The 26,241-nt window shown below is 27.6% G+C and carries 29 protein-coding genes; 15 read left to right on the top strand and 14 right to left on the bottom strand.

Annotated elements, in window-relative coordinates; translation table 11 throughout:
• Positions 1-67: 67 nt before the first annotated feature.
• Complete coding sequence (locus CP960_RS03925; protein WP_162919089.1) at positions 68-571, top strand: DUF2062 domain-containing protein; 504 nt, start codon at positions 68-70, stop codon at positions 569-571.
• Here the strand turns inward: CP960_RS03925 and CP960_RS03920 are convergent.
• The 6 genes from CP960_RS03920 to CP960_RS03900 form a co-directional block, all read right to left on the bottom strand.
• Positions 564-2,015 (bottom strand): nicotinate phosphoribosyltransferase, encoded by a 1,452-nt coding sequence (locus CP960_RS03920; RefSeq protein ID WP_101183933.1) that lies wholly within the window; start codon positions 2,013-2,015, stop codon positions 564-566. The two genes, CP960_RS03925 and CP960_RS03920, sit on opposite strands and share 8 nt — an antisense overlap.
• A 68-nt stretch (positions 2,016-2,083) precedes the next feature.
• Positions 2,084-3,127: a phospholipase A gene (locus CP960_RS03915; protein WP_101183931.1), complete on the bottom strand. Its 1,044-nt coding sequence runs from the start codon at positions 3,125-3,127 to the stop codon at positions 2,084-2,086.
• The gene (locus tag CP960_RS03910) at positions 3,114-4,409 is read right to left on the bottom strand and encodes a TolC family protein (protein ID WP_101183930.1); all 1,296 of its coding nucleotides are present in this window, start codon (positions 4,407-4,409) and stop codon (positions 3,114-3,116) included. The genes CP960_RS03915 and CP960_RS03910 overlap by 14 nt, the downstream gene beginning before the upstream one ends.
• Positions 4,402-6,234: an efflux RND transporter permease subunit gene (locus tag CP960_RS14045; protein WP_196778325.1), complete on the bottom strand. Its 1,833-nt coding sequence runs from the start codon at positions 6,232-6,234 to the stop codon at positions 4,402-4,404. The genes CP960_RS03910 and CP960_RS14045 overlap by 8 nt, the downstream gene beginning before the upstream one ends.
• A gap of 25 nt (positions 6,235-6,259) precedes the next feature.
• A complete protein-coding gene (locus CP960_RS14040; RefSeq protein WP_196778324.1) occupies positions 6,260-7,546 on the bottom strand; it encodes an efflux RND transporter permease subunit in 1,287 nt (428 codons plus the stop codon).
• Between the two features lie 8 nt (positions 7,547-7,554).
• Positions 7,555-8,691: an efflux RND transporter periplasmic adaptor subunit gene (locus CP960_RS03900; protein ID WP_101183928.1), complete on the bottom strand. Its 1,137-nt coding sequence runs from the start codon at positions 8,689-8,691 to the stop codon at positions 7,555-7,557.
• 127 nt (positions 8,692-8,818) lie between these two features.
• Between CP960_RS03900 and CP960_RS03895 the strand changes: the two genes are divergently transcribed.
• The 4 genes from CP960_RS03895 (at position 8,819) to rpe (ending at position 13,074) form a co-directional block, all read left to right on the top strand.
• The gene (locus CP960_RS03895) at positions 8,819-9,424 is read left to right on the top strand and encodes a paraquat-inducible protein A (RefSeq protein WP_162919088.1); all 606 of its coding nucleotides are present in this window, start codon (positions 8,819-8,821) and stop codon (positions 9,422-9,424) included.
• Complete coding sequence (locus tag CP960_RS03890) at positions 9,414-10,013, top strand: paraquat-inducible protein A (RefSeq protein ID WP_162919087.1); 600 nt, start codon at positions 9,414-9,416, stop codon at positions 10,011-10,013. The genes CP960_RS03895 and CP960_RS03890 overlap by 11 nt, the downstream gene beginning before the upstream one ends.
• 1 nt (position 10,014) lies before the next feature.
• Complete coding sequence (locus CP960_RS03885; protein WP_101183921.1) at positions 10,015-12,363, top strand: MlaD family protein; 2,349 nt, start codon at positions 10,015-10,017, stop codon at positions 12,361-12,363.
• A 69-nt stretch (positions 12,364-12,432) separates the two neighbouring features.
• Positions 12,433-13,074: a ribulose-phosphate 3-epimerase gene (gene rpe, locus CP960_RS03880; protein WP_101183919.1), complete on the top strand. Its 642-nt coding sequence runs from the start codon at positions 12,433-12,435 to the stop codon at positions 13,072-13,074.
• Positions 13,075-13,082: 8 nt separating this feature from the next.
• Here rpe and CP960_RS03875 read toward each other — a convergent pair whose 3' ends face one another.
• Positions 13,083-13,589 (bottom strand): response regulator, encoded by a 507-nt coding sequence (locus CP960_RS03875; protein WP_101183917.1) that lies wholly within the window; start codon positions 13,587-13,589, stop codon positions 13,083-13,085.
• Between the two features lie 131 nt (positions 13,590-13,720).
• Between CP960_RS03875 and CP960_RS03870 the strand changes: the two genes are divergently transcribed.
• Genes CP960_RS03870 through CP960_RS03860 form a run of 3 tightly spaced genes read left to right on the top strand, consistent with a single transcriptional unit; the run spans position 13,721 to position 15,654 of the window.
• Complete coding sequence (locus CP960_RS03870) at positions 13,721-14,314, top strand: phosphoribosylanthranilate isomerase (protein ID WP_101183915.1); 594 nt, start codon at positions 13,721-13,723, stop codon at positions 14,312-14,314.
• A 37-nt stretch (positions 14,315-14,351) separates the two neighbouring features.
• Positions 14,352-15,113 carry a 3'-5' exonuclease gene (locus tag CP960_RS03865; protein ID WP_265734448.1) on the top strand — a complete coding sequence of 254 codons (762 nt, stop codon included), beginning with the start codon at positions 14,352-14,354 and terminating at the stop codon, positions 15,111-15,113.
• 1 nt (position 15,114) lies between these two features.
• A complete protein-coding gene (locus tag CP960_RS03860) occupies positions 15,115-15,654 on the top strand; it encodes an HD domain-containing protein (protein WP_101183911.1) in 540 nt (179 codons plus the stop codon).
• 3 nt (positions 15,655-15,657) lie between these two features.
• Here CP960_RS03860 and CP960_RS03855 read toward each other — a convergent pair whose 3' ends face one another.
• The gene (locus tag CP960_RS03855) at positions 15,658-16,143 is read right to left on the bottom strand and encodes a MarR family winged helix-turn-helix transcriptional regulator (RefSeq protein ID WP_101183909.1); all 486 of its coding nucleotides are present in this window, start codon (positions 16,141-16,143) and stop codon (positions 15,658-15,660) included.
• 101 nt (positions 16,144-16,244) lie between these two features.
• Here CP960_RS03855 and CP960_RS03850 point away from each other — a divergent pair, with 101 nt between their 5' ends.
• Positions 16,245-16,565, top strand: coding sequence for a DMT family transporter (locus CP960_RS03850; RefSeq protein WP_101183908.1), 321 nt, complete (start codon positions 16,245-16,247; stop codon positions 16,563-16,565).
• 22 nt (positions 16,566-16,587) lie between these two features.
• Here the strand turns inward: CP960_RS03850 and CP960_RS03845 are convergent, their stop codons facing one another.
• The 4 genes from CP960_RS03845 to CP960_RS03830 are packed head-to-tail and all read right to left on the bottom strand — an operon-like array spanning position 16,588 to position 19,456.
• Positions 16,588-17,151 carry a 2-oxoacid:acceptor oxidoreductase family protein gene (locus tag CP960_RS03845; protein ID WP_101183907.1) on the bottom strand — a complete coding sequence of 188 codons (564 nt, stop codon included), beginning with the start codon at positions 17,149-17,151 and terminating at the stop codon, positions 16,588-16,590.
• An 8-nt stretch (positions 17,152-17,159) separates the two neighbouring features.
• Positions 17,160-17,993, bottom strand: coding sequence for a 2-oxoglutarate ferredoxin oxidoreductase subunit beta (locus CP960_RS03840; protein ID WP_101183906.1), 834 nt, complete (start codon positions 17,991-17,993; stop codon positions 17,160-17,162).
• Between the two features lies 1 nt (position 17,994).
• Positions 17,995-19,125 (bottom strand): 2-oxoglutarate synthase subunit alpha, encoded by a 1,131-nt coding sequence (locus CP960_RS03835; RefSeq protein ID WP_101183905.1) that lies wholly within the window; start codon positions 19,123-19,125, stop codon positions 17,995-17,997.
• Between the two features lie 16 nt (positions 19,126-19,141).
• On the bottom strand, positions 19,142-19,456 hold the full coding sequence (locus CP960_RS03830; RefSeq protein ID WP_101183904.1) for a 4Fe-4S dicluster domain-containing protein: 315 nt from the start codon (positions 19,454-19,456) through the stop codon (positions 19,142-19,144).
• A gap of 255 nt (positions 19,457-19,711) precedes the next feature.
• On the opposite strand from CP960_RS03830, the gene CP960_RS03825 reads away from it, so the two are divergent.
• The 6 genes from CP960_RS03825 to CP960_RS03800 all read left to right on the top strand — a co-directional run bounded on the left by CP960_RS03825 (position 19,712) and on the right by CP960_RS03800 (position 24,992).
• Positions 19,712-20,422 (top strand): tRNA1(Val) (adenine(37)-N6)-methyltransferase, encoded by a 711-nt coding sequence (locus tag CP960_RS03825; RefSeq protein ID WP_101183903.1) that lies wholly within the window; start codon positions 19,712-19,714, stop codon positions 20,420-20,422.
• Positions 20,419-20,796: a YkgJ family cysteine cluster protein gene (locus CP960_RS03820; protein ID WP_101183902.1), complete on the top strand. Its 378-nt coding sequence runs from the start codon at positions 20,419-20,421 to the stop codon at positions 20,794-20,796. The genes CP960_RS03825 and CP960_RS03820 overlap by 4 nt, the downstream gene beginning before the upstream one ends.
• Positions 20,797-20,828: 32 nt before the next feature.
• Positions 20,829-22,049 carry a tetratricopeptide repeat protein gene (locus CP960_RS03815; RefSeq protein WP_101183901.1) on the top strand — a complete coding sequence of 407 codons (1,221 nt, stop codon included), beginning with the start codon at positions 20,829-20,831 and terminating at the stop codon, positions 22,047-22,049.
• Positions 22,050-22,841, top strand: coding sequence for an indole-3-glycerol phosphate synthase TrpC (trpC, locus tag CP960_RS03810; protein WP_101183900.1), 792 nt, complete (start codon positions 22,050-22,052; stop codon positions 22,839-22,841).
• Between the two features lie 174 nt (positions 22,842-23,015).
• Positions 23,016-23,942 carry a 30S ribosomal protein S6--L-glutamate ligase gene (rimK, locus tag CP960_RS03805; RefSeq protein WP_101183899.1) on the top strand — a complete coding sequence of 309 codons (927 nt, stop codon included), beginning with the start codon at positions 23,016-23,018 and terminating at the stop codon, positions 23,940-23,942.
• Positions 23,943-23,945: 3 nt separating this feature from the next.
• Entirely contained in the window at positions 23,946-24,992 is a 1,047-nt protein-coding gene (locus CP960_RS03800) for a succinylglutamate desuccinylase/aspartoacylase family protein (RefSeq protein ID WP_191321635.1), read from the top strand.
• 8 nt (positions 24,993-25,000) lie between these two features.
• On the opposite strand, the gene CP960_RS03795 is transcribed toward CP960_RS03800, so the two are convergent.
• The gene (locus CP960_RS03795) at positions 25,001-25,441 is read right to left on the bottom strand and encodes a carboxypeptidase-like regulatory domain-containing protein (protein ID WP_101183898.1); all 441 of its coding nucleotides are present in this window, start codon (positions 25,439-25,441) and stop codon (positions 25,001-25,003) included.
• Between the two features lies 1 nt (position 25,442).
• Positions 25,443-26,135 carry a DUF4198 domain-containing protein gene (locus CP960_RS03790; protein ID WP_101183897.1) on the bottom strand — a complete coding sequence of 231 codons (693 nt, stop codon included), beginning with the start codon at positions 26,133-26,135 and terminating at the stop codon, positions 25,443-25,445.
• Positions 26,136-26,241 lie beyond the last annotated feature (106 nt).

Below are 26,241 nucleotides of genomic sequence, written 5' to 3'. Positions count from 1 at the left end.
CTTTTTTTTGTAATAATAAAATTGTGCTTTTTTTGGTAAGATTTATAATCTTAAAAAAAGGGTCACTTTGCCAAGAAAGAAGTTAAAAAAAATTCTTCCAACTCATGAAAAAGTAAAAGAACAAAGATATTTAAAAATTTTTGGTAAATTCTTACAAAAAAATGAGATATGGGGATTATCAAGAAGAAAAGTATCAACTGGTGTTTTTATTGGTGTTTTTGTAGCTTGTTTACCCATGCCTTTTCAAATGATTTTAGCTTGTCTTTTAGCAATTGTGTTAAATGCAAATTTACCCATAAGTTTTGCTTTGATATTTATAAGCAATCCTATTACAATGCCACCACTTTTTTATTTTGAGTATCAAATAGGGAAACTAATCTTCCAGCCTGAAAATCCGGTTGAATTTAACTTTGATTCTATGTATGATAATTTTGAGCAAATAGCTTTGTGTTTATGGAGTGGAGCAATAGTATTAGGAGTAATAAGTGCTTCTATTAGTATGTATTTAGTTAGTTTTATATGGATTAAATCAGTTAGAAAAAATAGAAAAAATAAAAACTCTTCTAAATAGAAGAGTTTTTATTCATTTTTTTTAATAGTTCTATTTTTGTCGTCCAAAGTTTTTGGGATAAATCAACATAATATTTATGAGGATTTTCAAATCTCAACATCTCATCCCATAAGTGATTTAACTCATTTTTTGTATGCTCTCTTATTTCTTTTATTGTTGGTAGTTTATAAACTAATTTCCCATTTTTATAAATAGGTAGTTTTAAATCTTTTAAAATATAACTTTCAAAGGTTTTTGTTTTCCAAGTATGCACAGGGTCAAAAATAGTCAATGGTTCTTTTTCATCATATACTTCATCATAAATAGTAATTAAATCAGCTTTTGCTTTGTTTGTTTCTTTATCATAGATTCTATATAGTTTTTTAAAGTGTGGAGTTGTTATTTTTACTGGATTATCACTTATTTTTATTTTAGGAATAATCTTTTCATTCTCTTCTATGGCAGCAAGTTTATAAACACCTCCAAAAACTGGATTGCTTTTTGCTGTTACAAGTCTTTCTCCTACTCCAAAGATATCTATTGGAGCACCTTGATTTAGTAATGTTTCAATTAAAATCTCATCAAGTGCATTACTTACAACAATCTTACAGTTTGTAAGTCCTGCTTCATCTAGCATTTTTCTTGACTCTTTTGATAAGTATGTTAAATCACCTGAGTCTATACGAACTGCAAAATCTTTGATACCCTTTGGCAATAACTCCTCTTTGATTACTTTTATTGCATTTGGTATTCCACTTCTTAAAGTATCATAAGTATCAACTAATAAAGTTGTATTATTTGGATAAGTTTTTGCATAAACTCTAAAAGCTTCTTCTTCACTTTCAAACATTTGAATCCAAGAGTGAGCCATAGTTCCACTACATGGAATACCATATAAACAACTAGCCAAAGTATTACTTGTAGCATCAATCCCTGCAATATAAGCTGCCCTTGAGCCACTATTTGCACTACTAATTCCATGGGCTCTTCTTGCTCCCATCTCTAGTACAGTTCTACCTTTTGCTGCATTTTTAATTCTACTAGCCTTTGTTGCAATTAAAGATTGGTGATTAAAGCTAAGAAGTAAAAAAGTCTCTAATATTTGTGCTTGAACAATATTTGCCCGTACAGTTAAAACAGGTTCATTTGGAAAAATTACAGTACCTTCTTTTACACTATAAATATCTCCTGTAAATTTAAAATCTTCTAAGTAGTTGATAAATTCATCACTAAAAAGATTGTAGCTTTTTAAATACTCTAAATCCTCTTGTGAAAATTTTATATTCTCAATATAATTTATAATACTTTCAAGCCCTGCAAATATAGCATAACCACCATTGTCAGGTACTCTTCTAAAGGATAAATCAAAATAGACAATTTTATCTTTTAGTTCTGAATTAAAATACCCATTTGCCATTGTAAACTCATAAAAATCTATTAACATTGTTTCATTTTTGTTATTCATTATTCTCTTTCTTGGTTATTTCATATTATATTATTTTTGTTTGATTTTATTCAAAGATAGATTAAAATCTATCTTGAAAAGGCGATTCCTATACCTATTTTATTTATATCTTCATCATAATCAATCAAACTATCTGCGTATCCACTAAATACTTGAAAGTATCCAAAGCTATTTGGTAGATTTAAAAAGCTTGGTAGTGGGAAAGTCCAGTTGAATTCTACTGCGCCTTTATTATCTTCACTAAGTCTTAGGTTGTTTCTTAGTTTTAATTCAAATGTGTGTTTTTTGTATGGATAAAATAGGGTTAAATCTCCATATCCTAGATATTTTTGAATATCTTTATTATCATCATTTCTCTCTTTTTCAGGAATTCTATACCAAACTCTTGGAACTACAAAGAGATTGGAAAACTGAAAGAAACTCTCTAAATACAATCTATTCCATGACCTTGATTTTTCACCATCTTGTCCATTTGATTCATGAAGTAAAGATACTTTATATGCTTTTAAAGATGAGTTTTCTTTTTTATATGGAAATGTTAAAAATACTTCTGGTTGATAGTTTGATTCTCTAAAGGGTGCAGATTCTCTTGATGTTTGCCAATAAGATTTTTGTGTATATGCAAAAGATAGTGTTTCATCTAAACCAAATATATTATAAGTTAGTGGTTTTTCAAAACTTAATTGAAATTTTGTTTCATATTGATTTCTTCCATCTTTATTTTTTGTATCATAAGTTATAGGAAGTAAATAGTTTGTTTTATATGTATATAAACCAAAGTTCTTGACAATCACTTGCTCTACTGTATTTGCTGTTTCTTTGTCATTTATTTTATCAATATTTCTTTTAAAAAAATTACCTCTTAAAGCTTTAAATTTTTCTTCTTTTATTAAAAGCTCTTTTTTTACCAATGTATCTTCTAAAGAGTTTTTTTTGATATTTAAAGTTTCATTTTTTAAGCTATTTTTTGCAAGTTGTTTGTAGATTTGCATAGCTTTTTTAAACTCGCCATTTTTTTCATAAATAGAAGCTTTTTCATAAAGCTCTTGAATATTATTACCAAATAGAGTTGTTACTGCAAATATAACTATAAGTAGTTTAGATTTTCTCATGAATAGTACCAATTGAATAGTTAAGATTTGCTAGATTAGTTAAGTACGCGTAATAAATATTTACAAGCGAACTTTTTGCTTGTGTGTATTCAAGTTTTGCATCATTTAATTCTATTAAATCATTTAATCCAGCTTTATATCTTTCATTTGCTAAGTTTAGATTTTCTGTGGCAAGTTTTACATTTAAAAGTCCAATATTTAAGCTATCAATACTTTGTTTTACATTTAAGTAAGCTGATGTTATCTCTTGTTTTATATCAAGTATTTGTTGTTGAAGTTGTTTTTTAGCACTACTTAAATTTGAAAGAGCTATTTTATTATCTGCAACAGTTGAAAGGCCTGTAAAAAAGTTCCATTTTAAATTTAATGCAACTGATGATTGTTCCACATCTTGTGTATCTATTTTATCTGATTGACTATTTGTATATGATGCATCGACATCTATTCTAGGTAAATAATCAGCACTAGCAATATCTTTTTGCTCCTTTGCAGTTTGAATTTTTGCTTTATATTTTCTTATTTCATCTCTTTTTTGTAAACCTAAAGATACAAGTTTTTCCAATGAAAAGTCTTTATATTTTGTATTTTTTACAAGAGTTGTAATCTCTTTATTATGAAATTTGATATTTATATTTGTGCCTAAATCTTTTCCTAAAATTGATACTAGTTTTGTCTTTGTAGTTTTTAAATCATATTTAGCTTGAATAAGTTTTAGTTTAGAGTTTGAGAGTTGAAGTTTTGCATTTGTTACATCTATTTTTGTTCTAACACCTGCTTTAAAGTACTCATTTGCTTGATTTAATTGTAATTCATCAAGTTTAACAGACTCTTTTGCAACTTCTATTTGTTGATATTTATTTAAAATATCATAATAAGTAGAAGTAACTTGTAAAATAGTTTTTGCAATAGTTGCTTTTATATCACTTTTTGATTCATCAAAACTAGACTTTGATGAGTCAATATTGCTTGTTGTTTTTCCAAAATCATAGATTAATTGATTTGCACTAACTGCTACACTATTTACATCATCTATTTTATTTCCTTGTTGTTTTATATCTTTTCTTGCTGTTGAAGCATTTAGTGATAAGTTTGGTAAATAAGTTGAAGTTGCTTTGTTTATTTGCTCTTTTTTTATATTAGATTGCTCTTTTGATAATTCAATATTTGTATTGTTTTTTAAAGCAATAGATATTAAATCTTCAAGGTTTAAATCTTTTGCAAAACTTGTTGTAACAAGTAAACTAAATGATGCAATAATTGATAATTTTTTTAATTTAAGCATTAGTTTTCCCTTTTTTCTCTCTTAATCTTTGAAGTACTACAAAAAGTACAGGTGTTAAAAGTAGAGTTAAGAATGTTGACATTATCATTCCACCAAATACAGCTGTACCTAAAGATTGTCTTGATACAGCTCCTGCGCCACTTGCAAAAACTAAAGGCAAAATACCAAGTAAAAATGAGAAAATAGTCATTAATATAGCTCTAAGTCTTAAAAGTGAGGCATTTATAGCAGCTTCAACTATACTTTGACCTTTATCTCTTAACTCTTTTGCAAACTCTACAATTAAAATAGCATTTTTTGAACTCATACCAATTAAAAGTACAAGACCTATTTGTGTATAAGTATTATTTAAAAGTCCTGCAAGCATATTTGCTCCTAAAGCCCCAAACATAACAGTTGGAATTGGAAGCATAATCATAAGTGGCATCATCCAAGATTCATATTGAGCTGATAAAAATAAAAATACCATCAAAATAGATAAAAGGAAAATATACATTGCTGCATTTCCTGCTTCTTTTTCTTGTAAACTCATACCTGCAAATTCATAGCCTACATCACTTCCTAAAGTCTGTTTTGCAATTTTTTCAATTGCATTTAGTGCATCTCCTGAACTATATCCTCCTTTGATATTATGAACACCATTTATAGCAATACTTTGATAAGAGTTAAAGTGTGTAATAGTACTTACTCCACTTGTTCTTTTTATTTCAACAATTGCACTTAAAGGAACAATATCTCCTTTTGTACTTTTTACAAAGAAGTTATTAATAGAGTTCTTTTCAGTTCTAAAGTTTTGGTCTGCTTGTAAAAATACTCTATAAGTTTTTCCATACTTATTAAAATCATTTACATAAAGTGAACCAAGATATGTTTGAAGTACAGAAAAAACTTCATTTAGTTTTAGGTTTAAAGTAGCAACTTTATCTCTATTAATATCAATATAGTATTGAGGATAGTTACTATTAAAACTAGTATATGCCATCATAATTGAATCATCTTCATTTAATTTTTTTATGAACTCATTTGCTCTTTGTTCAAAATCTTTTATATTCATTGATTGTAGGTTTTGAAGTTTTACTTCAAATCCTCCAACAGCTGAAAGACCTGGAATTGACGGCATATTAAATACTCTAACACTTGCATTATCTATTTGTTCTTTTGCTTTTTGATTTACTGTATTAGTTATTGCATCAATTGAAGTATTTTTTGTTGTTCTTTTTTCCCAATCCTCTAAAACTAAGAAAATTGTAGCACTTGATGAGTCTAAAGCACCATTTATTAAGTTAAATCCAGCAACAGAAATTACATCTTTAATTCCTTGTGTCTCTTTTATTAGTTCAACAATTTTTTCGGTCGCATCTTCTGTTTTATTTAAAGTTGTTCCTGCTTGCAACGAAACAGAAGCAACAAGAGTACCTTGGTCTTCATTTGGAATGAATCCAGTAGGAAGACTTTTAAAAGCAAAATATGTAGCTCCTAAAAGTAATATATAAATAAGTGCTGCAATTTGCCAATATTTGATAATTTTTTCTAAAATCTTTTTGTATAATTTTTTGAAGCTCTCTAAAGCGTTATCAAACTTTTCAAAAATAAAACTCTTTTTTTCTTCATTTTGTGAGTTTTTCTGTTTTCTTTTTAATAAAGTTGCGCAAAGTGCAGGAGAAAGAGTAAGCGCATTTATTGAAGAGATAATTACTGCAAAGGCAATTGTTGTTGCAAACTGCTGATAAAGTGCACCAGAAATTCCAGGAATAAATGTAACTGGAACAAAAACAGCTAAAAGAACAAGTGTTGTTGAAATAACAGGTGCAAAAACCTCTTTCATAGCTGTTTTTGTAGCATCTTTTACACTAAGTTCTGGATTTTTTTTCTAAGTTTGATTCTACATTCTCTACTACAATAATAGCATCATCAACAACAATACCAATTGCAAGTATAAGACCAAACAATGTTAGAGTATTTATAGAAAAATCCATAGCTAAAAGTAGGGCAAATGTACCTATTAAAGATACTGGAATTGCAATTGCTGGAATAATAGTTGTTCTAAAAGATTGTAAAAAGAAGTAAACTACTAAAAGAACTAAAAGTAAAGCTTCAAATAGTGTTACAATAACTTCTTTAATAGAAATTTCAACAAATTTTGTTGTGTCATAAGTTGGTTTAACTTCAACTCCATCTGGAAATCTTTGTTTTAATTCTTCTATTTTTTTCCCAACTTGTTGGGCAACTTCTAAAGCATTTGCTCCTGGTAATTGATAGATTCCTAAAAGAGCAGTTGGTTTATTATTTAGTTTTGCTGACCAACTATAATTTTCAGCACCTAACTCAACCCTTGCAATATCTTTAATTCTTACTTTACTTCCATCACTATTGTGTCTTATAATAATATCTTCAAACTCTTTTGCTGATTCAAGTTTTGTTTTAGATGTAAGTGTATATTGAAACTTATTTGATGAAGAGTTTGGACTTGAACCAATAGAACCAAGTGCAGCTTGAGTATTTTGTTCTTTTATTGCTGCTATTACTTCATTTATACTAAGGTTTAGACTTGATAGTTTATCTGGATTTATCCAGATTCTCATAGAGTATTTTCTTTCACCTAAGTTTTGAACATCTCCAACTCCATCAATTCTTTTTAACTCTTCAGCAATATTTATACTTGCAAAATTTGATAAAAATAGAGCATCATGTTGAGGATTAGTTGAATCAATTGTTAAAATTTGTACCATTGAAGTAGATTTTTTCTTTGTAGTAACACCTCTTTGCTTTACACTATCTGGTAAAATTGGTGTTGCAAGAGCAACTCTATTTTGTACATCAATAGCTGCAACATCTAAATCATATCCTGACTCAAAATATAAGTTTATAGTAGCTTTCCCATCTGAAGAGGAAGTTGAGTCCATATAAATCATACCTTCAATACCATTTAATTGTTCTTCAATTGGTGTTGTAACAGAAGTTTCAACTACTTGTGCACTACCACCTGTGTATGTAGCACTTACTTGAATAGTAGGAGGTGTGATTTGAGGGAATTGAGCAACAGGAAGTAAATATAAAGCTATTAGCCCAACTATTACAATAAAAATAGATATTACTTTTGCAAAAATAGGACGATTTATAAAAAATATTGAAAACATTCAAATTCCTAAAGTTTAATTGGGTTTTCTACTTGTGTAGCTTCTACACTCATACCATTTCTAAGTTTTGTTATATCACTTACAATTACCTTATCACCTTCTTGTAATCCTTCTGATATAATCACTAAATCTTTATTACTGTAATTTAATTTTAGTTGTCTAGTTTCAATTTTGTTTTCTTCATTTACAACTAAAACATAAGCTCCTAATTGATTTTGTCCTAAGTTATTTGGACTTACTGCGATTACTGGAATTTTATCTGTAATAAAAAGATTGATTTCAACAAATGTTCCAGGAAGTAAAAGGTTCTCATCATTGTTAATAATTGCTCTCATTGCAACTGTTCCTGTTGTTTCATTTGTAACATTATCAATAAAATCTACATGACCTGTTGTTTTAACTGTATTGTATTCATTTTGTGATTGAATAACTTCAACTTTTGGTTTCTCTTCAGATTTATATTTTTTTATAAGAGATACTTCATCTGTACTTGGGTTGAAGTTTGTATATAATGGATTTGATTGAACTACTTTTGCTAATTCAGTAGAAGAAGCATTTATCATATTTCCTATGTCAACTAAAGGTTTTCCAATAACTCCATCAATTGTAGCTTTTATTTGTGTATATTCAACATCAAGTTTTGCTTGTTTAAGTGCTGCTATATCTGCATTTACTACTGCTTGAAGTTGCTTTTGTTCTGCAATTAGCTGGTCTAGTTTTTCTTGTGGAGCAAGACCTTTTTTCACTAAAGGTGAATATCTTTTAACATTTGCAATAGCTAAGTTTAAACTTGCTTTATCTTTTTGTAAAGTTGCTTCTCTTTGTTCTACAATATTTTTATATTTTGTATCATCAATTTTAAATAATAATTGTTCTTTTTTTACAAACTCTCCAGCTTCAAAAAATCTTTTTTCAAGTTCTCCTGTTACTCTTGAAGTAATAGCAACATTTTTATATGCTTGTGTTTTACCAGAAAAATTAACCCAAATAGGGTAAGTCTGTTTTTTTAAAGTGTGAACATCAACTTTTACTTTTTTTACCTCTTTTTTTATCTCTTTTTGTTCTTGCTTTTCTTGACAAGCAGTTAAAAAAACTGCCAAAATAGAAGTAAAAATAAAAATAGAAGTTTTTTTAGTTAAATTCATATATTTACCTTTGATTTTAAAGTTAGTGTTTAATCATAGTAAAAAAAAGTGTCTTTTTCTACTACTTAATACTTTTAATTATTATTTATATACTATAATATAGTTTTTATAAAAAAAGGAAATTAAATTGCAAGAAAATTTAGAAAAAACCTCAATTTGTAAAGATTGTGGTTTAGTTTTGAAAAAACCCAAAGTTGATTATAAACATCAATTTCATTGTCCAAGATGTAATGCAATAATTTATAGATTTGGACAAGATTATCAAACAGTATTACTTTTTGCAATTACTTCAATAATACTTTTTATTCCTGCAATTATTTTACCTATACTTAGTTTAGAGATTTTAGATTTAAAACAAACAACTACACTTATTGAAACTTTATTGATTTTTTTTGAAAGTGGATATACAGCTATTTCTCTTTTAATAACTTTTATTGGAATTATTATTCCTTTTTTTATGCTTATACTCATTATGTCAATTTTAATACCTTTAAAGTTTGGTAAAGATGCAAAGTTTGTATCTAAACCTTTAAAATTTTATGAACATCTTTTAAAGTGGCAAATGGCAGAAGTTTATATGATAAGTATTGTTGTTGCAATAATAAAACTTCAAAAAATGGCAACTTTACATATAGGTTTAGGTTTTTACTTTTTTTTAGGATTTTTAATAATGATGTTTTTGACTATGAATTTATTTAATCCTTATGATGTATGGAATGATGATGAATTATAAAAGTGATAAAGATTTAAAATTAGTACTTTGTATGCATTGTATGAATGTATGCAAAATTACTGAAAAAAAGTGTTCAAAATGTAATAGTAAGTTAAAACAAAGAGACACTTACTCTTTAGTAAAAACTTTATGTTTTTGTATAATTGCAATAATATTTTTAGTTCCTGCAAATTTACTACCGATGATGGAAGTGACTACTTTAGGAGTAGTTCAAAGTAATACTATTTTTGATGGAATTGTCTATTTTTTTCAGACAAAATCTTATTTTATTGCTTTTATAATTTTTATAGCAAGTATTGCTGTACCTATTTTTAAACTTGCAGTTTTATTATATCTTTTATATGTGACTAAATTTAATAAAACAACTTTAGCAAGAAATGCCACTAAATATTATCGTATAATCAAGTTTATAGGCAAATGGTCTATGCTTGATATATTTGTTGTTGCTTTAATGATAGTAATGGTACAGTTTGGAAATCTTTCAAATATTAGTGCAGGGTTCGCTGCTATTGCATTTACAATAGTAGTTATAAGTACAATGTTAGCAACAGAAAGTTTTGATACTAGATTATTATGGGATAAGGATTAATATGAGTGAAAATATACAACATGAAAGTGTGAAAAAAAGTAAGAAAATTGTTTTTATAATATGGCTTTTACCTTTTATTGCACTTCTTATCTCATCTTGGATGTTATATAAGCATTTTGATAAACAAGGCGAAGAAGTAAGTGTCTCTTTTAATAATGCAGAAGGTTTTGTTGTAGGGAAAACACCTTTAAAGTATAAAGGTATAAAAATAGGTGTAATTACAAATATAGAAGTAGATGAAAATAATATAAATAGATTTATTGTAAATATAGAAGTTCATAAAAAAGCTTTACCTTTAGTTGCAAAAGAGGGGACAAGATTTTGGAAAGTTGAACCTAAAGCTACAATTACTGAAATTTCTGGACTTAATACGATTCTTAGTGGAGTTTATATAGAAGCTATGCCTAAGGTTCAAAAAATTGAGCAGATTAAAAACTTAAAAACACAATATAGTTTTGAAGCAGTTAGTGAAAAACCAATTAACTATTTTAATAATGGGATTTTTTTAACTTTAAAGTCACAAAAAGGAAGCTTAGAAGTTGGAGCACCAATTTTATATAAAAGTTTTGTAGTTGGAAAAATAGTAAAGAAAAACTTAATAAAAAATGATATATTTTATACAATTTTTATCGAAAATGAGTATAAAGATTTAGTTAAACATAGTAGTAATTTTTGGAATATAAGTGGAGTAGATATAAAAGCATCTTTAAGTGGAGTGAAGTTTAAAATAGATACTTTAGCTTCACTAATAGCAGGTGGAATAGAGTTTGATTCAAATAGTTTAAAACCACCTTTAGAAGATAAAACAAAAGTTTTTGATTTATATGATAATAAAGATGATATTGCTTATTTAAAAGATTATGTAATTTTAGAAACTACAAAAGAGCATAATTTGCAAAAAGAGTTTAGTAAAGTTTTTTATAATGGAATTGAAGTAGGTTTTGTTGATGATATTAGTTATTTGCCAAATGATAAAAAAGGGTATTTATTTATAAAATTTAAAAAAGAGTTCTCTTCTTTATTAAGCTATAAACCATATTTTGAATTAGTAAAGCCTTCTATATCTTTAGATAAATTAGAAAAAATATCTTCCATTATTAAAGGTAGTTTTATAAGACTTACTAAGACTTCACAAACTTTAGAAAATAGTAAAAAAGATATTTATACTTTACACAATTTTTCAAAACCCAAAACAGTATATAAACTACTATTAAAAAGTGATGATAATATAAAAATATCAGAAAACTCACCTGTTTATTTTAAAGATATAAAAGTTGGTAAAGTAAAAACCAAAAAACTTCATCCTAATTCAGATGAGTTAAGAGTAGAAGTTGATATATTTAAGAAGTATGAGTATTTAGTAAATAAAACTTCAAACTTTTATGTACAATCGCCAATAGAGTTTAATGCATCTTTAGAAAAATTAAGTTTAAAAACAGCACCTTTAAATGGTTTTTTAAACTCTTCTATTGCTTTTGAAACTACAAACTTAAAAGCAAAAAAAGTTTCAAATAGATTCTATTTATTCCCAAGTTATGAAAAGATGTTAGAAGATAAATATCTTCAACAAAAAGGTGAAAAATTTACTATAAATATAGAAGATGCTTCAAAAATAGATGAAAAAAGTAGTGTTTATTTTAAAGGTATAGAAGCAGGAAGAGTAATTAATAAAAAGTATAATGAAAATACTAATAGTGTTGAGGTTGAAGTTTTTATTTTTGAAAAGTTTGCAAAATTTATAAATAAGAGTACAAAATTTTATTCTATTAGTGGAGTTGATGTTGATTTTTCTTTAACAAATTTAGATATAAAAACAACTTCTTTAAGTACCTTAGTAAAAGGAGGAGTAGCTTTTATAACTTTAAATAAAAAAGCCAAAAATGTAAATAGGTACTATAATTTTAAGTTTTATGATAGTTTAAAAGATATTTATAAAGAACAAAAATATAGTGATGATGGCTTACGAGTTATAGTAAAAGCTAAAATGAAAAGTTCTTTAAAAGTAAATTCACCTGTTTATTATAGACAATTGCAAATTGGTAGTGTAGAGAGCTTGAAGTTGTCAGATGATGGAACAAATGTACAACTACAACTTTATATTAATGAAAAATTTAAACATCTAGTTAGGAAAAACTCTATTTTTTATAACGCAACAGCTTTTGGAATGGATATAAGTTTATTTGGAGTAAAAATTTCAACTGAAACTTTACAAACTTTAATCTTTGGAGGAATATCACTTGTAACTCCTACTAAATATGAAAATAGAGCTCAAAATCTTCAAGAGTATATTTTATATGACGATGTCAAAAAAGAGTGGTTAGAATGGAATCCTAAGTTTGAAAAGCTATAAATTTTAAAATAGCTTTTCAAGAAAAACAATGGTATAATCCCAAAAATTAATTATCAAAGGTTATTATTTATGCTTGTTGCACCCTCTATATTATCAGCAAATTTTGGCAAAATTGATGAAGAGATAAAAGCTATTTGTGAAGCTGGCTGTGATTTAATTCATGTAGATGTGATGGATGGTCATTTTGTTCCAAATATGACAATAGGTCCTGTTGTTGTAAAATCCGTAGCAAAAGCTGCTACAAAACCATTAGATGTTCATTTGATGGTTGAGAACAATACTTTTTTTGTTGATTTATTTGCTCCTTTAAAACCAGAATATATCTCTTTTCATATTGAGAGTGAAAAACATCCTCATAGACTAATTCAAAAAATCAAAGCTCTTGGTATAAAACCAGCTATTGTTTTAAACCCTCATACTACTGTTGAAACAATTGAGTATTTGCTTGAAGATTTAGATATGGTTTTACTTATGTCTGTTAATCCAGGATTTGGAGGACAAAAATTTATTTCAAGTGTAGTTGAAAAAGCACAAAAATTAAAAGAGCTTATTAATAAAAGAAATCCTAATTGTCTTATTCAAGTTGATGGAGGAGTAAATGATAAAAATATTCATGAACTTAAAGATGCAGGTGTAGATGTAGTTGTTGCTGGAAGTTATGTTTTTGGAAGTAATAGTTATAGTAAAGCAATAAAAAGTTTACAAATTTAGTAAGAGAGTTACTCTTTCTTACTAAAATTATAAATATCATCTAAAATTTCATCATTTCTATCTTCTTCAAAAGTATCTTCAAATAGTTTAGTTGTTTCATTTGTATCTCTATTTATTGTACAATTTAAATTTTTTTGAAAAAGTCCCATATAACTTTTAAGTTTTAAGGTTAATAATTCACTATCTATTGGTTTGGTAATATAATCAATTGCACCTATTTTTAAGCCTTCAATCTTATATTTATCATCATTATAAATTCCAGTAATAAAAATAAGAGGAATATCTTCATACTCTTTATTTTTGTATAATCTTGTAGCAAATTCAAAACCATCCATTTTAGGCATTTGAATATCACATAAAATTAGATTAATCTCTTGTATTTCTAATAGCTCAAAAGCCTCTTTTGCACTTAATGCTTGATAAATATCCACTTCAAAAGTGTCTTCTATTACCATTTGTAAGGAGTATATATTTGTTTCATTGTCATCAATGATAAGAAGTTTAAAATTACTCATAATTAATCCTTTTTGTTAAGCAACAAGGCTTTACAAATTATACATTTAAAAAAAATCATAGTCAAGATATGAATAATAGTTTAAATTAAATAAAAAATGATATAATCGCAAAAAATCAATAAGAGTATCTAATGAGAGTGAAAATTTGCGGAATTACAAATTTAGAAGATGCCCAAGACGCAGTAGAGCTTGGTGCTGATGCTTTGGGCTTTGTTTTTTATGAGAAAAGTCCAAGATATATAACAGCACAAGATGCAAGGCAAATTGTTGATAAATTGCCACCTTTTGTTCAAACAGTAGGTCTTTTTGTAAATGAGTCTTCAAAACATATAAATGATATATGTCATCTATCAGGAATGCAAATGGCTCAAATAATAGATGATGAAGATAATACAGAGTTTGAAAACTTAAATATGAAGTATCTTGAAGTTATAAGAGCAAAATCAAAAAGTGATTTAGAGTACTTAAATAAACATAATTACTATTTAGTTGATGCTTTTGTTGAAGGCTTTGGTGGAGCTGGTAAGAGAGTTGCACTTGAGTGGTTTGAAAATATAGATTGTTCAAAAATAGTCTTAGCTGGAGGATTAAATGCTTCCAATTTACAAGAATTAAAAAAATATAATTTTTTTGCTGTTGATGTAAGTAGTGGAGTAGAAGCATCGAAAGGCAAAAAAGATAAAGAAAAAATGAAAGAGTTTATACAAAAAGCAAATGGGAACTAAAAGAAGAAAAAGTAAAAAAACTATCCATGTTTCTAATATGGATAAATTAGTTGCAAGACTAAATAGAAGCGATATGTCATTAGATGAATTCTTATTTACATTAGATGGCTTTAAAGATACATTTTATGAAAATTCAGAGTTAGAAATGGAGTTATTAGTATCAAATGGATTACCAATTGAATTAGATAATGAAAATATATTTTTAAAAACAACAAGAACACCTTTTAAAGAGCAAACTTTCTGTATTGTTGATATAGAAACAAATGGTTCAGATGTAAATAAAGGACAAATTATTGAATTAGGAGCAGTAAAATATAAAAATGGTAAAATAATTGATAGATTTGATTCTTTAGTTTTTGCTAAAAGTGTTCCAAGATATATTCAAGAAGTTACAAATATTACACCTAAGATGCTTGAAAATGCCCCAAGAATAGAGAAGGTTTTAGAAGAGTTCAAACTTTTTTTAGAAGATGATGTGTTTGTTGCACATGATATAAAGTTTGATTATAATTTTATTTCAAACTCTTTAAAAAAGTATCATTTAGGACAATTAGAAAATCGAAAACTTTGTACAATTGCCCTTGCACGAAGAACAATTGATGCACAAAGATATGGATTAGATTTTTTAAAGGAGCTTTTAAATATAAAAATCGATAATCTTCACAGAGCATATAGTGATGCTTTAAGTACGACTTATATTTTAGAAGAGTCTTTAAAAAACCTACCAAATAATATTTTGACAACAGAGCAGTTAATTAGCTTCTCAAAGTCTGATAATATCATAAATAAAGGAAGATAAGATGTTTTCTCAAGAAGAGTATCTAAAAGCTTTACGTTTTGCAGCTAAAGCTCATAAAGAACAAAAAACACCATATGGTTTGCCTTATTTAACTCATGTTACTAGTGTAGCAATGGAAGTAATACATGCAAGTATTGAGTCAAAGCTTGATGATGATAAAGCAAATAAAGCTATTTCATGTGCACTTTTACATGATGTACTTGAAGATACTGATATGACTTTTGATGATATATTTAATGAGTTTGGTTTAGATATTGCTGAGGGAGTAGAGGCTTTAAGTAAATATGAGAGTTTACCTAAAAAACAACAAATGCAAGATAGTTTAAATAGAATTTTAGAACAGCCATATGAAATACAACTTGTAAAACTTGCCGATAGAATTACCAATTTACAAAAACCACCAAAAGATTGGGATAATGAAAAGAAAAAAGCTTATTTAAAAGAGGCTAAGTTTATTCTTTCATGCTTGAAAAATTCAAATCTTTATTTATCAGCAAGACTAGAAAAGAAAATAGAAGATTATAATCAATATATTGATTAAGATTTAAGATAAAGCTTTTAAAAGTAGTTTATTTAAAAGCTTTTGTTCTTCTTTATCTAATTTAGCAAAATATTTATCTTCAAGTTCTACTATTTGTTTTAGAGCTTTTTTTGTCATGTCTTTACCTAAATTTGTTAGTTGTACAAGTTTACTTCTTTTATCTAAGATATTATCAACTCTTCTAATATATCCTTTTGTTTCAAGCTTTTTTAATACTTTTGTCATTCCACCTGAAGAGAAAAACATTACATCATATAAATTTGTTGGGCTCATAGTAAAGTTATTTTCAGTTTTATAATAAAGTGTTGACAATATATCAAGCTCACTTTGATTTAATAAAAAGTTTTTTTTTAAAAAATCATCTCCATGTTCAAATATTTTTCTATGTAATATAAAAAATGGAATAGTAATGTTCATACTATCTTTATAAACTTCTGGGGTTAATTTTTTTACATTTTCAAGGTTGGTTTCAAAGGATTTTAAATTCATAAAGAGATTATAACATAAATAAAATTATCTTTCCTAGAAAGGTAAAATTAAGTAAAAATATAATATCTTTCCAAGAAAGATAAATATTTAAAGGAGAATCTATGTCAGCATGGATTTATTTAATTTTAGCAGGTGTTTTAGAAGTAGGTTTTGCCTCAATGCTAAAACTAACAGAAAACTTTTCAAAACTTATTCCAACTTTGATTTTTTTAGTATTTGCAGTAGGAAGCTTTTTTAGTCTTACAAAAGCAGTACAGCATATACCAATAGGAACAGCTTATGCAATTTGGACAGGAATAGGTGCTTTTGGAACTATTATAATAGGAATTTTATTTTATAAAGAACCAGCTAGTATGATGAGATTGTTTTTTTTATTTACACTTATTTCTTCAATTATAGGTTTAAAACTAGTATCAAATTAATTTAGAAGCATTTGCTTCTAAATTAATTATTTTCTAATGCTTCTTTTGCGTATTTAAGTCCTAAATCAAAAGCTTTATTATTTATATCATGAACTTTTGAAGGAACTTTTGAAAGCATTGTTTTTCTTAATATTTCATTGTCAACTGTATTGTTAGTCATATAGTTTGCTATTGATAAAGCAAGTACAGATTGTGTAATTACATTTCCAACTTCCTCTTTTGCAATAGTAATAATAGGAATTTCATAAATTTTAAATTTCTCTCTATCCTCTTTTGTTGGTTTAACAAGATTAGGCTCAATTACTATAATTCCACCTTCTTTTACTCCACTTTTAAATTGGTCATAAGAGATTTGTGCAACAGAGAGCATAAAATCAATCTCTCCATCATTTGCATATGGAAATAAAATAGGTTCATCTTCTAGTGTAATATCAACAACAGTTGGCCCACCTCTTACTTGAGATGTATAAGTTGCTGTTTTTAATCCATATCCACCAGCTTCAATTTTTGCAGCAGCAAAAATTGCTCCTGCAAGTAAAACACCTTGTCCACCAACTCCTGTGAATCTCATTAATGTTCTAGCCATCTTATCTCCTAAAGCTCAACTTTTGTATTGTTTTGATGTGCTTGTTTTACTTTTTCATATGATTCACAATACTCTAAAGCTTCAGTATCATGTTTTAACACACCTGTTGGAAATTTTCCTTCTTTTTCTTCATCTTCTAATTTATCAAATTTAGTTTTTGCAAGAGTAATTGAGTCAATCCATTCTAAGTTTTGCATAGCAGTACCCATTTTGTTTTTTCTTCCTAAATTTACATGACAATTAGAAAAAATATCAAAAAATGAATAACCTTTATGTTCTAAACCTTTTACAAAAACTCTTTCTAGTTTTTTAGGGTCTAACATACTCTCTCTTGCAACAAAAGTTGCTCCTGCACCAATTGCTAAATCACAAGCATTAAAAGTAGGGTCTATATTTCCTCTTTTTGCTGTAACTGTCCACATACCTTGCGGAGTAGTTGGACTTGTTTGTGAATTTGTAAGTCCATAAATAAAATTATTTACAACAATATGATTAATATCTATGTTTCTTCTACAACCATGAATTGTATGATTTCCTCCAATTGCTAAACCATCTCCATCTCCTGTAACACAAATTACATGTTTATCTGGATTTGCAAGTTTTATTCCTGTTGCATAAGCAATTGTTCTACCATGTGTTGTATGTACAGTATTACAATCAATATATGAAGAGAATCTTCCTGAACATCCAATTCCTGATACAACACATACATCATTCATATCCCAACCAACTTTTTCAATGGCTCTTATTAGTGCTTTTAAGATAACACCATCACCACAACCCCAACACCAAAGTGTTGGCATTTTATCTACTCTTAGGTATTTATCGTAATTAAAAGCCATATTATATTCCTTTTATTTTTTCGATAATTTCAATTGGAGCTATAGGTCTTCCATTTGCTTTAAATAAAGTAGCAAAATCTTTTCTTTGACTTGCTCTTTGAATCTCTTGGATATATTGACCTTTATTTAGCTCAGTTACTAAAACTTTGTCTATTTTTTTACAATATTCATAAATTTTTTCTTCTGGACTTGGCCAAAGTGTAATTGGTCTAAATAGTCCTATTTTAATACCCTCTTTTCTAAGTCTTTTAATTGCTTCTTTTGCTGAAAGGGCTACTGAACCATATGCTATAATCATAATTTGTGCATCATCTAACATATACTCTTCATATTGATGAACTTCATCTAAATGTGAATCTACTTTATTAAATAATCTATCTATTAAATTTTGACATATAGTTGCATCTTCTGTTGGATGACCTGTTGGTCCATGATGTAAACCTGTAAAGTGAAATTTATATCCTTTAAACATAGGATTTAAAATAGCAGGCTCATCTTGAGGTACGCCATAAGGTTTATAATCTTTTGGATCTCCTTCATAAACTCTTCTTGGAGTTATTGAAGCTTTTACCTCTTCTAAATCAGGAATAATAGCTTTTCCACTCATGTGTCCAATAGTTTCATCTAATAATAAAAATACTGGTTGCATAAATCTATCTGCTAAATCAAAAGCTTTAATAGTTTGAGTATAGCACTCTTCAAGTGTTGAAGCACAAAGTGTAATAGAGTTGAAATCTCCATGTGTTGGTGCTTTTGCTTGAAGAATATCTCCTTGCTGAACTCTAGTTGGAAGACCAGTTGATGGACCTCCTCTCATAACATTGATAATTACCAATGGAACTTCAGCAATATAACCTAATCCAATATTTTCAGCTTTAAGTGAAATCCCTGGCCCACTAGTAGCAGTTAAGGCTCTTTTTCCACTCATTGCTGCACCTAATGCTGCACAAACTCCTGCAATTTCATCTTCCATTTGAATTGCTGCTCCACCATTTGCTGGTAATAAATCAGAAATTGTGTGCATTACTTCACTAGATGGAGTAATAGGATAACCTGCAAAAAACTCACATCCAGCATCAACTGCTGCTATTGCAGCTAAATCATTTCCTGTTGATATTATTTCTCTTGCCATATAATAATTCCTTGTATTAGCTAAGTACTCTATAGTTGTTATTTTTTATTGCAATACTTCTTTGTTTTGCTTCAGCACTTAATTTTGCAAATTTAAACTCTTTCTTATCTGCTACAAAAATTGCAAAATCTGGGCAAGATAGTTCACAGTCTGTACATCCAATACATGAGTCTTTGTACTCAACACTTACCATAGAACCAAGTGTAGAACCAGGCTCTGGTCTCATTGCCAATACTCCAGCAGGGCAAACAGATACACAAACATCACATGCTTTGCATCTACTTTCATCAACCCAAACAGGTGTATTTTCTGGCGCCTGTATAGTTCCCATAATTTTTTCCTCTTTTGTAATAATAATTACACGTAATTATTTCTAAATTTTATAAAAATCCAATAACTTATATCAATTATAAAGAATAATTAAACTTTAGGCAATCAATACTTAAAATATACTTTATGGAAGCTGTTTTTGGTGTATTGTTTGATTTTATATTAAGTTATTTTTTATTTTTTTTTACTCAAAAGTTACTTTAAATCTATTATTTGGTTTATTCGCTATAATACAAAAAAAATTAAAGGTTAAATATTGCTTCTTTATCAGCCAAAAGATGGTTATTGTTACAATAGTGATACTCATTTTTTATATAACTTTATTATTGAAAATCTAAGCCAATTTAAAAATATACAAGGTGAACTTTTAGATATAGGAAGTGGTAGTGGAATACTTGGGTTGTTACTTGCAAGGGATAATCCTAAGCTTAATTTAAACCAGTCTGAAATTCAAGAGAAGTTTCAATTTTTAAGTAAAATAAATAGCAAATGCAATAAAATAGAAGCTACTATGTTTAAAGGTTCTTATTTAACATTAGATTTTGATAAGCAGTTTGATATTTGTGTATCAAATCCACCTTTTTATCATAGTAGTGTAATAAAAAGTGAGAATGAAAATTTAAAAATTGCAAGATATAATGATTCTATGCCATTAGAAGAGTTTATATCAAAAACAAATAGAGTTTTAAAGCCAAAAGGAAAGTTTTTCTTTTGCTATGATGTAAAACAGATAAATGAGATACTTATTTTATTGAATAAATATAAGTTTAATGTACAAAGTTTACAGTTTGTTCATCCTAAAAAGAATAAAGATGCAACATTGGTTTTAGTTTATGCAAGAAAAAGCTCAAAATCATTGACAAAAATTTTATCTCCTTTATTTGTTTTTGAAGAAGAAAAGTTTTCTAAAGAGGCTTTAGCTATTTATGAAAAATGTTCAACACATAGTATAAAAGTAGAAATATGATTTTAAAAGAAAAAGGTTATAATTACTGTTTTGATGCAAAAGTTTGTTCAAGTTGTGAGGGCAATTGTTGTATTGGAGAAAGTGGTTATATTTGGATAAACAAACAAGAAATAGAAGTTTTAAGTAAGCATCTAAATATTAGTTTAGAAGAGCTAAGAGTTAAGTACCTAGAAAAAGTAGGTTATAAATATAGTTTAAAAGAGGTGAAATTAAAGAAGAATAACTACGCGTGTGTATTTTTTGATTTAGAAAAAAAACAGTGTTCTGTTTATGAAGCAAGACCAACACAATGTAGAACTTTTCCTTTTTGGGACTATTTTAAAAATAATGAAAAAGAGGTGTATGAAGAGTGCCCAGCTATAAAACCCTTATAATAATATTTTTATCAATGTTTTTTGCATCATGCGTGGGTAATAAAGATTTACAAAGAAATGATGTAAAACTGTTTGAAGCAGAAGACCAATATATACTTTTTGCTTTAGAGTATGAAAAAAATAGAGATTTTTACAGTGCAAGACAGGTATATCTTGAACTATTTGATAAAACAGAAAGATATGAGTATTTATTAAGATTTTTGACTATTAGTATGCAACTTTCAAGATATGAAGATGTAAAAGAGTATAGTTATAAATATCTTGATGAAGATAGTAGTTCTTATGAAGATGTATTAAGATTTTATACTATTGCACTTTTAAAACTTGATAAGTTAGATGAAGCTTTGAAAAATGCAACAGTACTACTTGAGAAATTTAATAATTCAAAAAATTATGAATTGATTGCAAATGTTTATTTTGAAAGAGAAGAGTATAAACAAGCAGAAGAACACTTTGAAAGTGCATATATATCAAATGTAAGTGGAGATACACTTATAAACTTAGTAGATGTTTTATATTCATATTTAAATAAAAAAGAAAAAGCAATCTCTTATCTTGAAACTCATGTACGACTTTATGGATGTGAGGGTGGAGTTTGTACAAAACTGTTTTCATTTTACAGAGAACAGAAAAATATAGATGGTATAATCTCTATATTAAAAAAATCATATTTTGAATATAAAACACATGGAGATTTTTACTCTATGAATAGAGCCTATAAATATTTGATTGCTTACTTGGAGCAAAAAAATATTGATGAGGCTATAAAATTTTTAGAAGAGAATAGAGTAGATGATTTTAAATTATTAACTTTATATCAAAAAAAAGATGATAAGAAAAAAGCTTTGCAACTTTTAGAAGAGTTATATAAAAGTACTGGCAATATTGACCTTTTAGCGCAAATGGCTATTTTTAAGTTTGAAGTAGCAAAAGATAAAAAGAAAGTATTAGCTGATGTAATAAAAAAATTTGAAAGTGCTTTAATTATATTAGATAATCATATTTATCAAAATTTTCTAGGGTATTTATTGATTGATTATGATATTGATATTAAAAGAGGAGTTAGTTTAGTTGAAAAAGCACTAAAAAAAGCTCCAAATAATGTAGCTTATATAGACTCATATGCTTGGGGTTTATATAAACAAAAAAAATGTAAAGAAGCATATATTCAAATGAAAAAAGTTGTAGATGCAATAGGACTTGATGAACCAGAAATTAAAATGCATTGGAATAAAATTAAGGAGTGTAAATAAGTGATTTTAGATGAAATTATTGAAAAAACAAAAGAGGATTTACAAAGAAGAAAAATTGAAATACCTCTTGATTTACTTGGTAGAAGTTTAGCTTCAAATCCATATGCCCCAAGAGATGTAAAAAAATATTTAACTTCTACAAAAGAAGAACCAGTAAGAATTATTGCAGAAGTAAAAAAAGCAAGTCCTAGTAAAGGAATAATAAAAGAGGATTTTGATCCACTTGCAATTGCACAAGAGTATAGTGCAAATGGTGCAAATGCAATCTCAGTTTTGACTGAACCACATTATTTTAAGGGTGATTTGGAGTATTTAACTCAAATAAGAAGATATGTTCCAACACCACTTTTAAGAAAAGACTTTATAGTTGATAAATACCAAATAGTTGAAGCTTTAGTTTATGGAGCTGATTTTATCTTACTTATAGCAAAAGCATTAAGTACAAAAGAGCTAAAAGAGTTATATGAGTATGCTTTATATATAGGACTTGAAGTATTAGTTGAAATTCATGATAAAGAAGATTTAACAAAAGCTATGAAATGTGGTGCAAATATAGTAGGAATAAATCATAGAAATTTAGATACTTTTGAAATGGATATGCAACTTTGTGATAAATTAATTCCTATGATTCCTAATGGAAAAATCATAGTTGCAGAAAGTGGAGTAAGTAACACAGAAACTATCAAAAGACTTAGCTCAATTGGAGCAGATGCTTTCTTAATAGGAGAGCATTTTATGAGAGTTCCATCTATTAAAGATGAGCTTGAAACTTTTAAAAACGCTATAAACTAAATTTAAAATATAAAAGGGATTACCTTTTATGTTTTATTCTAAAATTAATAACTACTTAAAGTTAACTTTTCAAATTAGCTATAAACTAACAGTTTTTTAAAAAAAATTTTTTTTTTGACAAAAGTGATGAAAAATGCATTATAATTACACTACAGAATTAAAAAAGGAAGAATGATGAGATTATACATCCTATCAAGAAATGAAGAACTTTACTCAACAAAAAGACTTGTAGAAGCTGCACAACAAAGAGATTGGGAAGTTCGAGTTATTGATTATTTAAAGTGTAGTATTGAGATTATGAAAGGTGAACTAAAAATTAGCTATTTTGGAGAAGAGTTACCAAAACCTGATGCTATTATTCCAAGAATTGGAGCAAGCAGGACATTTTATGGAACTGCAATGGTAAGGCACTTTGAGATGATGGATGTGTTTACAGTTACAGGAAGTTTAGCTATTAAAAGAAGTAGAGATAAATTAAGAAGTTTACAAATACTTTCAAAAAAGTCAATAGATATGCCAAAAACAGTTTTTGCTTCAAATGAATCAAGTGCAAAAGATGTAATAGCCTTAAGTGGTGGAGCACCTCTTGTATTAAAAATACTTGAAGGAACTCAAGGCGTAGGTGTTGTATTAGTTGAGAGTGAAAAAGCAGCAAAATCAGTACTTGATGCTTTTTATGGGATGGATGTAAACTTACTTGTACAAGAGTTTATTGAAGAAGCAAATGGTTCTGATATAAGAGTTTTAGTAGTAGGTGGTGAAGTTGTAGGAGCTATGAAAAGACAAGGTGCTGAAGGTGATTTTAGGTCAAACTTACATCAAGGTGGAACAGCAACTGCTCATAAACTTACAAGAAAAGAAAAAGCAACTGCAATAGCAGCAGCAAAAGCTATGGGATTGGGTGTTTGTGGAGTTGATATGATACCTTCAAAAAGAGGACCTCTTGTGATGGAAGTAAATTCTTCACCTGGATTAGAAGGAATAGAAACATCAACAAACCTTGATATTGCAGGAAAAATTATGGATTATATAGAACAAAATGTTACACCAAATGATTTAATAAAAAAAAGAAAAATAAAAAAAGATAATATTGGAGCATAAGTTATGAATAAAGATTTTATAACTTTAGGTGGACAAAATATTCCTAAGGGAGTAAATATCACAACAAATATAGAGCTTCCAAAGCTTTATAATACACCAACTAAGCTTCCTATTCATGTAATAAGAGGAAAAAAAGAGGGGCCAATAATATTTATAAGTGCTGCTGTTCATGGAGATGAATTAAATGGTATAGAGATTATTCGTAGATTACGAAAGTTAAATATTTTAAAAAGATTAAAAGGTACACTAATTTTAGTACCTATTGTAAATGTATATGGAACAATGACTTTATCAAGATATATGCCAGATAGAAGAGATTTAAATAGAAGTTTTCCCGGTTCTATCAAAGGTTCTCTTGCTAGTAGAGTTGCAAATATCTTTTTTAAAGAGATAGTATCAAAGTGTGATTTAGGTATAGATTTGCATACAGCTTCTATTCATAAGTCTAATTTACCACAAATAAGAACTAATATAAAAGATGAGTTTACGTATAAGCTTGCAAAAGCATTTGAAGCACCAGTTGTATTACATTCAGAGTTAAGAGATGGCTCTTTACGACAAACTGCGCAAGAAGAGGGAATACCTATTCTTTTATATGAAGCTGGAGAAGCTTTAAGATTTGATGAAACTTGTATTAGAATAGGAGTAAAAGGGGTAGTAAATGTTTTAAGAGAGTTAAATATGCTTCCTCTTTCAAAAAGAAAATCTAAAAAACTTCCTATTGTTACAAGAAGTAGTCAATGGATAAGAGCTGGAGAAAGTGGAGTTTTAAGAACTATAAAAGCTTTAGGAGATATTGTAAAAAAAGATGAGGTTATTGCTTATATTGATGAACCTTTAGGTGATGCTTCATTTGAAGTAAAATCTCTTTTTGATGGGATAATAATAGGAAAATCTGAAATCCCTTTAGTTCAAGAAGGTGATGCTATTTTTCATATTGCGAAATTTAAAAATCTTGAAGTAGCAGAAACAAAAATTGAGTATTTTAGTGAAGAGATTGTTTATAAAAATGGAGTTGACGAACTCCATAATGAAGAGATTATAGAGTAAAGATACAACTATTTAGTTGTATCTTTTTTTCTATTTTTTATTAAAACAATAATTCCAAATAGTCCAAGTAGTAATCCTAATACACTTAGCATTTTCATATATCTTTCATATGGAGTTTTTTCAAACTCATCTACTTTTCTATTTTCATCAATAGTAATTTTGAAATCTTTAATATGACCTCCATGGTCACTATCAACATTAATAACTACTCTCCATTGACCATGACTATCTGGCATGAATGCAAAATTTCCATTTACATCTGTTTTCCCATTTACAAAAGGAAGTGAAGCTTCTGGTGCATATATAGTAACATTTGCATTACTAATAGGAATATTATTAGGTGCAGTTACTCTTACTCCAACTGCACCATCTACTAACTCATAAAATATTCCATGGGCAAATGCAGAAAAATTTAAAATTAAGGCTAATATTGTTGCTCTAATAATCATACTATTTTACTTCAAATGAGATACTACTTTGAATAGTGATACTATTAACATTTATATCACTTACTTCATCGTCCATGTAAATTGCAGCAATAATTTGTAAACCTTTGTTTTTTACAGGAATATTAGCAATACCATATTTATTTGTTTTAACATTTAAATCACCATAATCAGATGTTTCAAAACCTGCATTTTCAAGTGCTTTTCCATCTTTTAAAACTAATACTGGAAGTTTTTCTCCAACTTTTATATTTAATGGATTAACTAAAGGTATAACTTCAAGTTTCATTCCAATTGGATTTAAAAATGAGTCATTCCATTGAAAATATCTTTTACCATATTTAATACTTTTTAAACTATTGTAAACTATACCTTTATATTTTGAAGGGTCTTTAATTGCTTCATATCCATTATTTCCTTCTACCCAATATCCAGCATCAAATGTTAAACTTATCATTGCAGGTTTTTTTGCAGTAAGAAGTGTTGTTCCTTTTGCATAGTCAATTCCTGTTTTAATAACATTATTATTTAAATCATATGCTGTCGCACCCTTTAATTGTCTTGCATCAAACTTTTGATATTTTCCATGTGCCCAGAATTGAGCTTTGTAAGTGTTATTTTCAGCTTTTTTTGCAGTAATTTGGTGAGCGAACATTGTAGAAGTTGCTAATACTAAAGCTAATGTAAATTTTTTCATAAAATCTCCTTAATTTATTTTTATAAGAAGATTTTAATATATAAAACATAAACTATTTATAATAATTATAAACCCTTATGTATTTTTAGAACTAAATAATATAAAA

The organism is Malaciobacter halophilus (assembly GCF_002837275.1).
Classification (GTDB): Bacteria; Campylobacterota; Campylobacteria; order Campylobacterales; family Arcobacteraceae; genus Malaciobacter; species Malaciobacter halophilus.
Note: the sequence above shows the minus strand (reverse complement) of the source record. Positions and strands in the feature narration are given on the sequence as shown.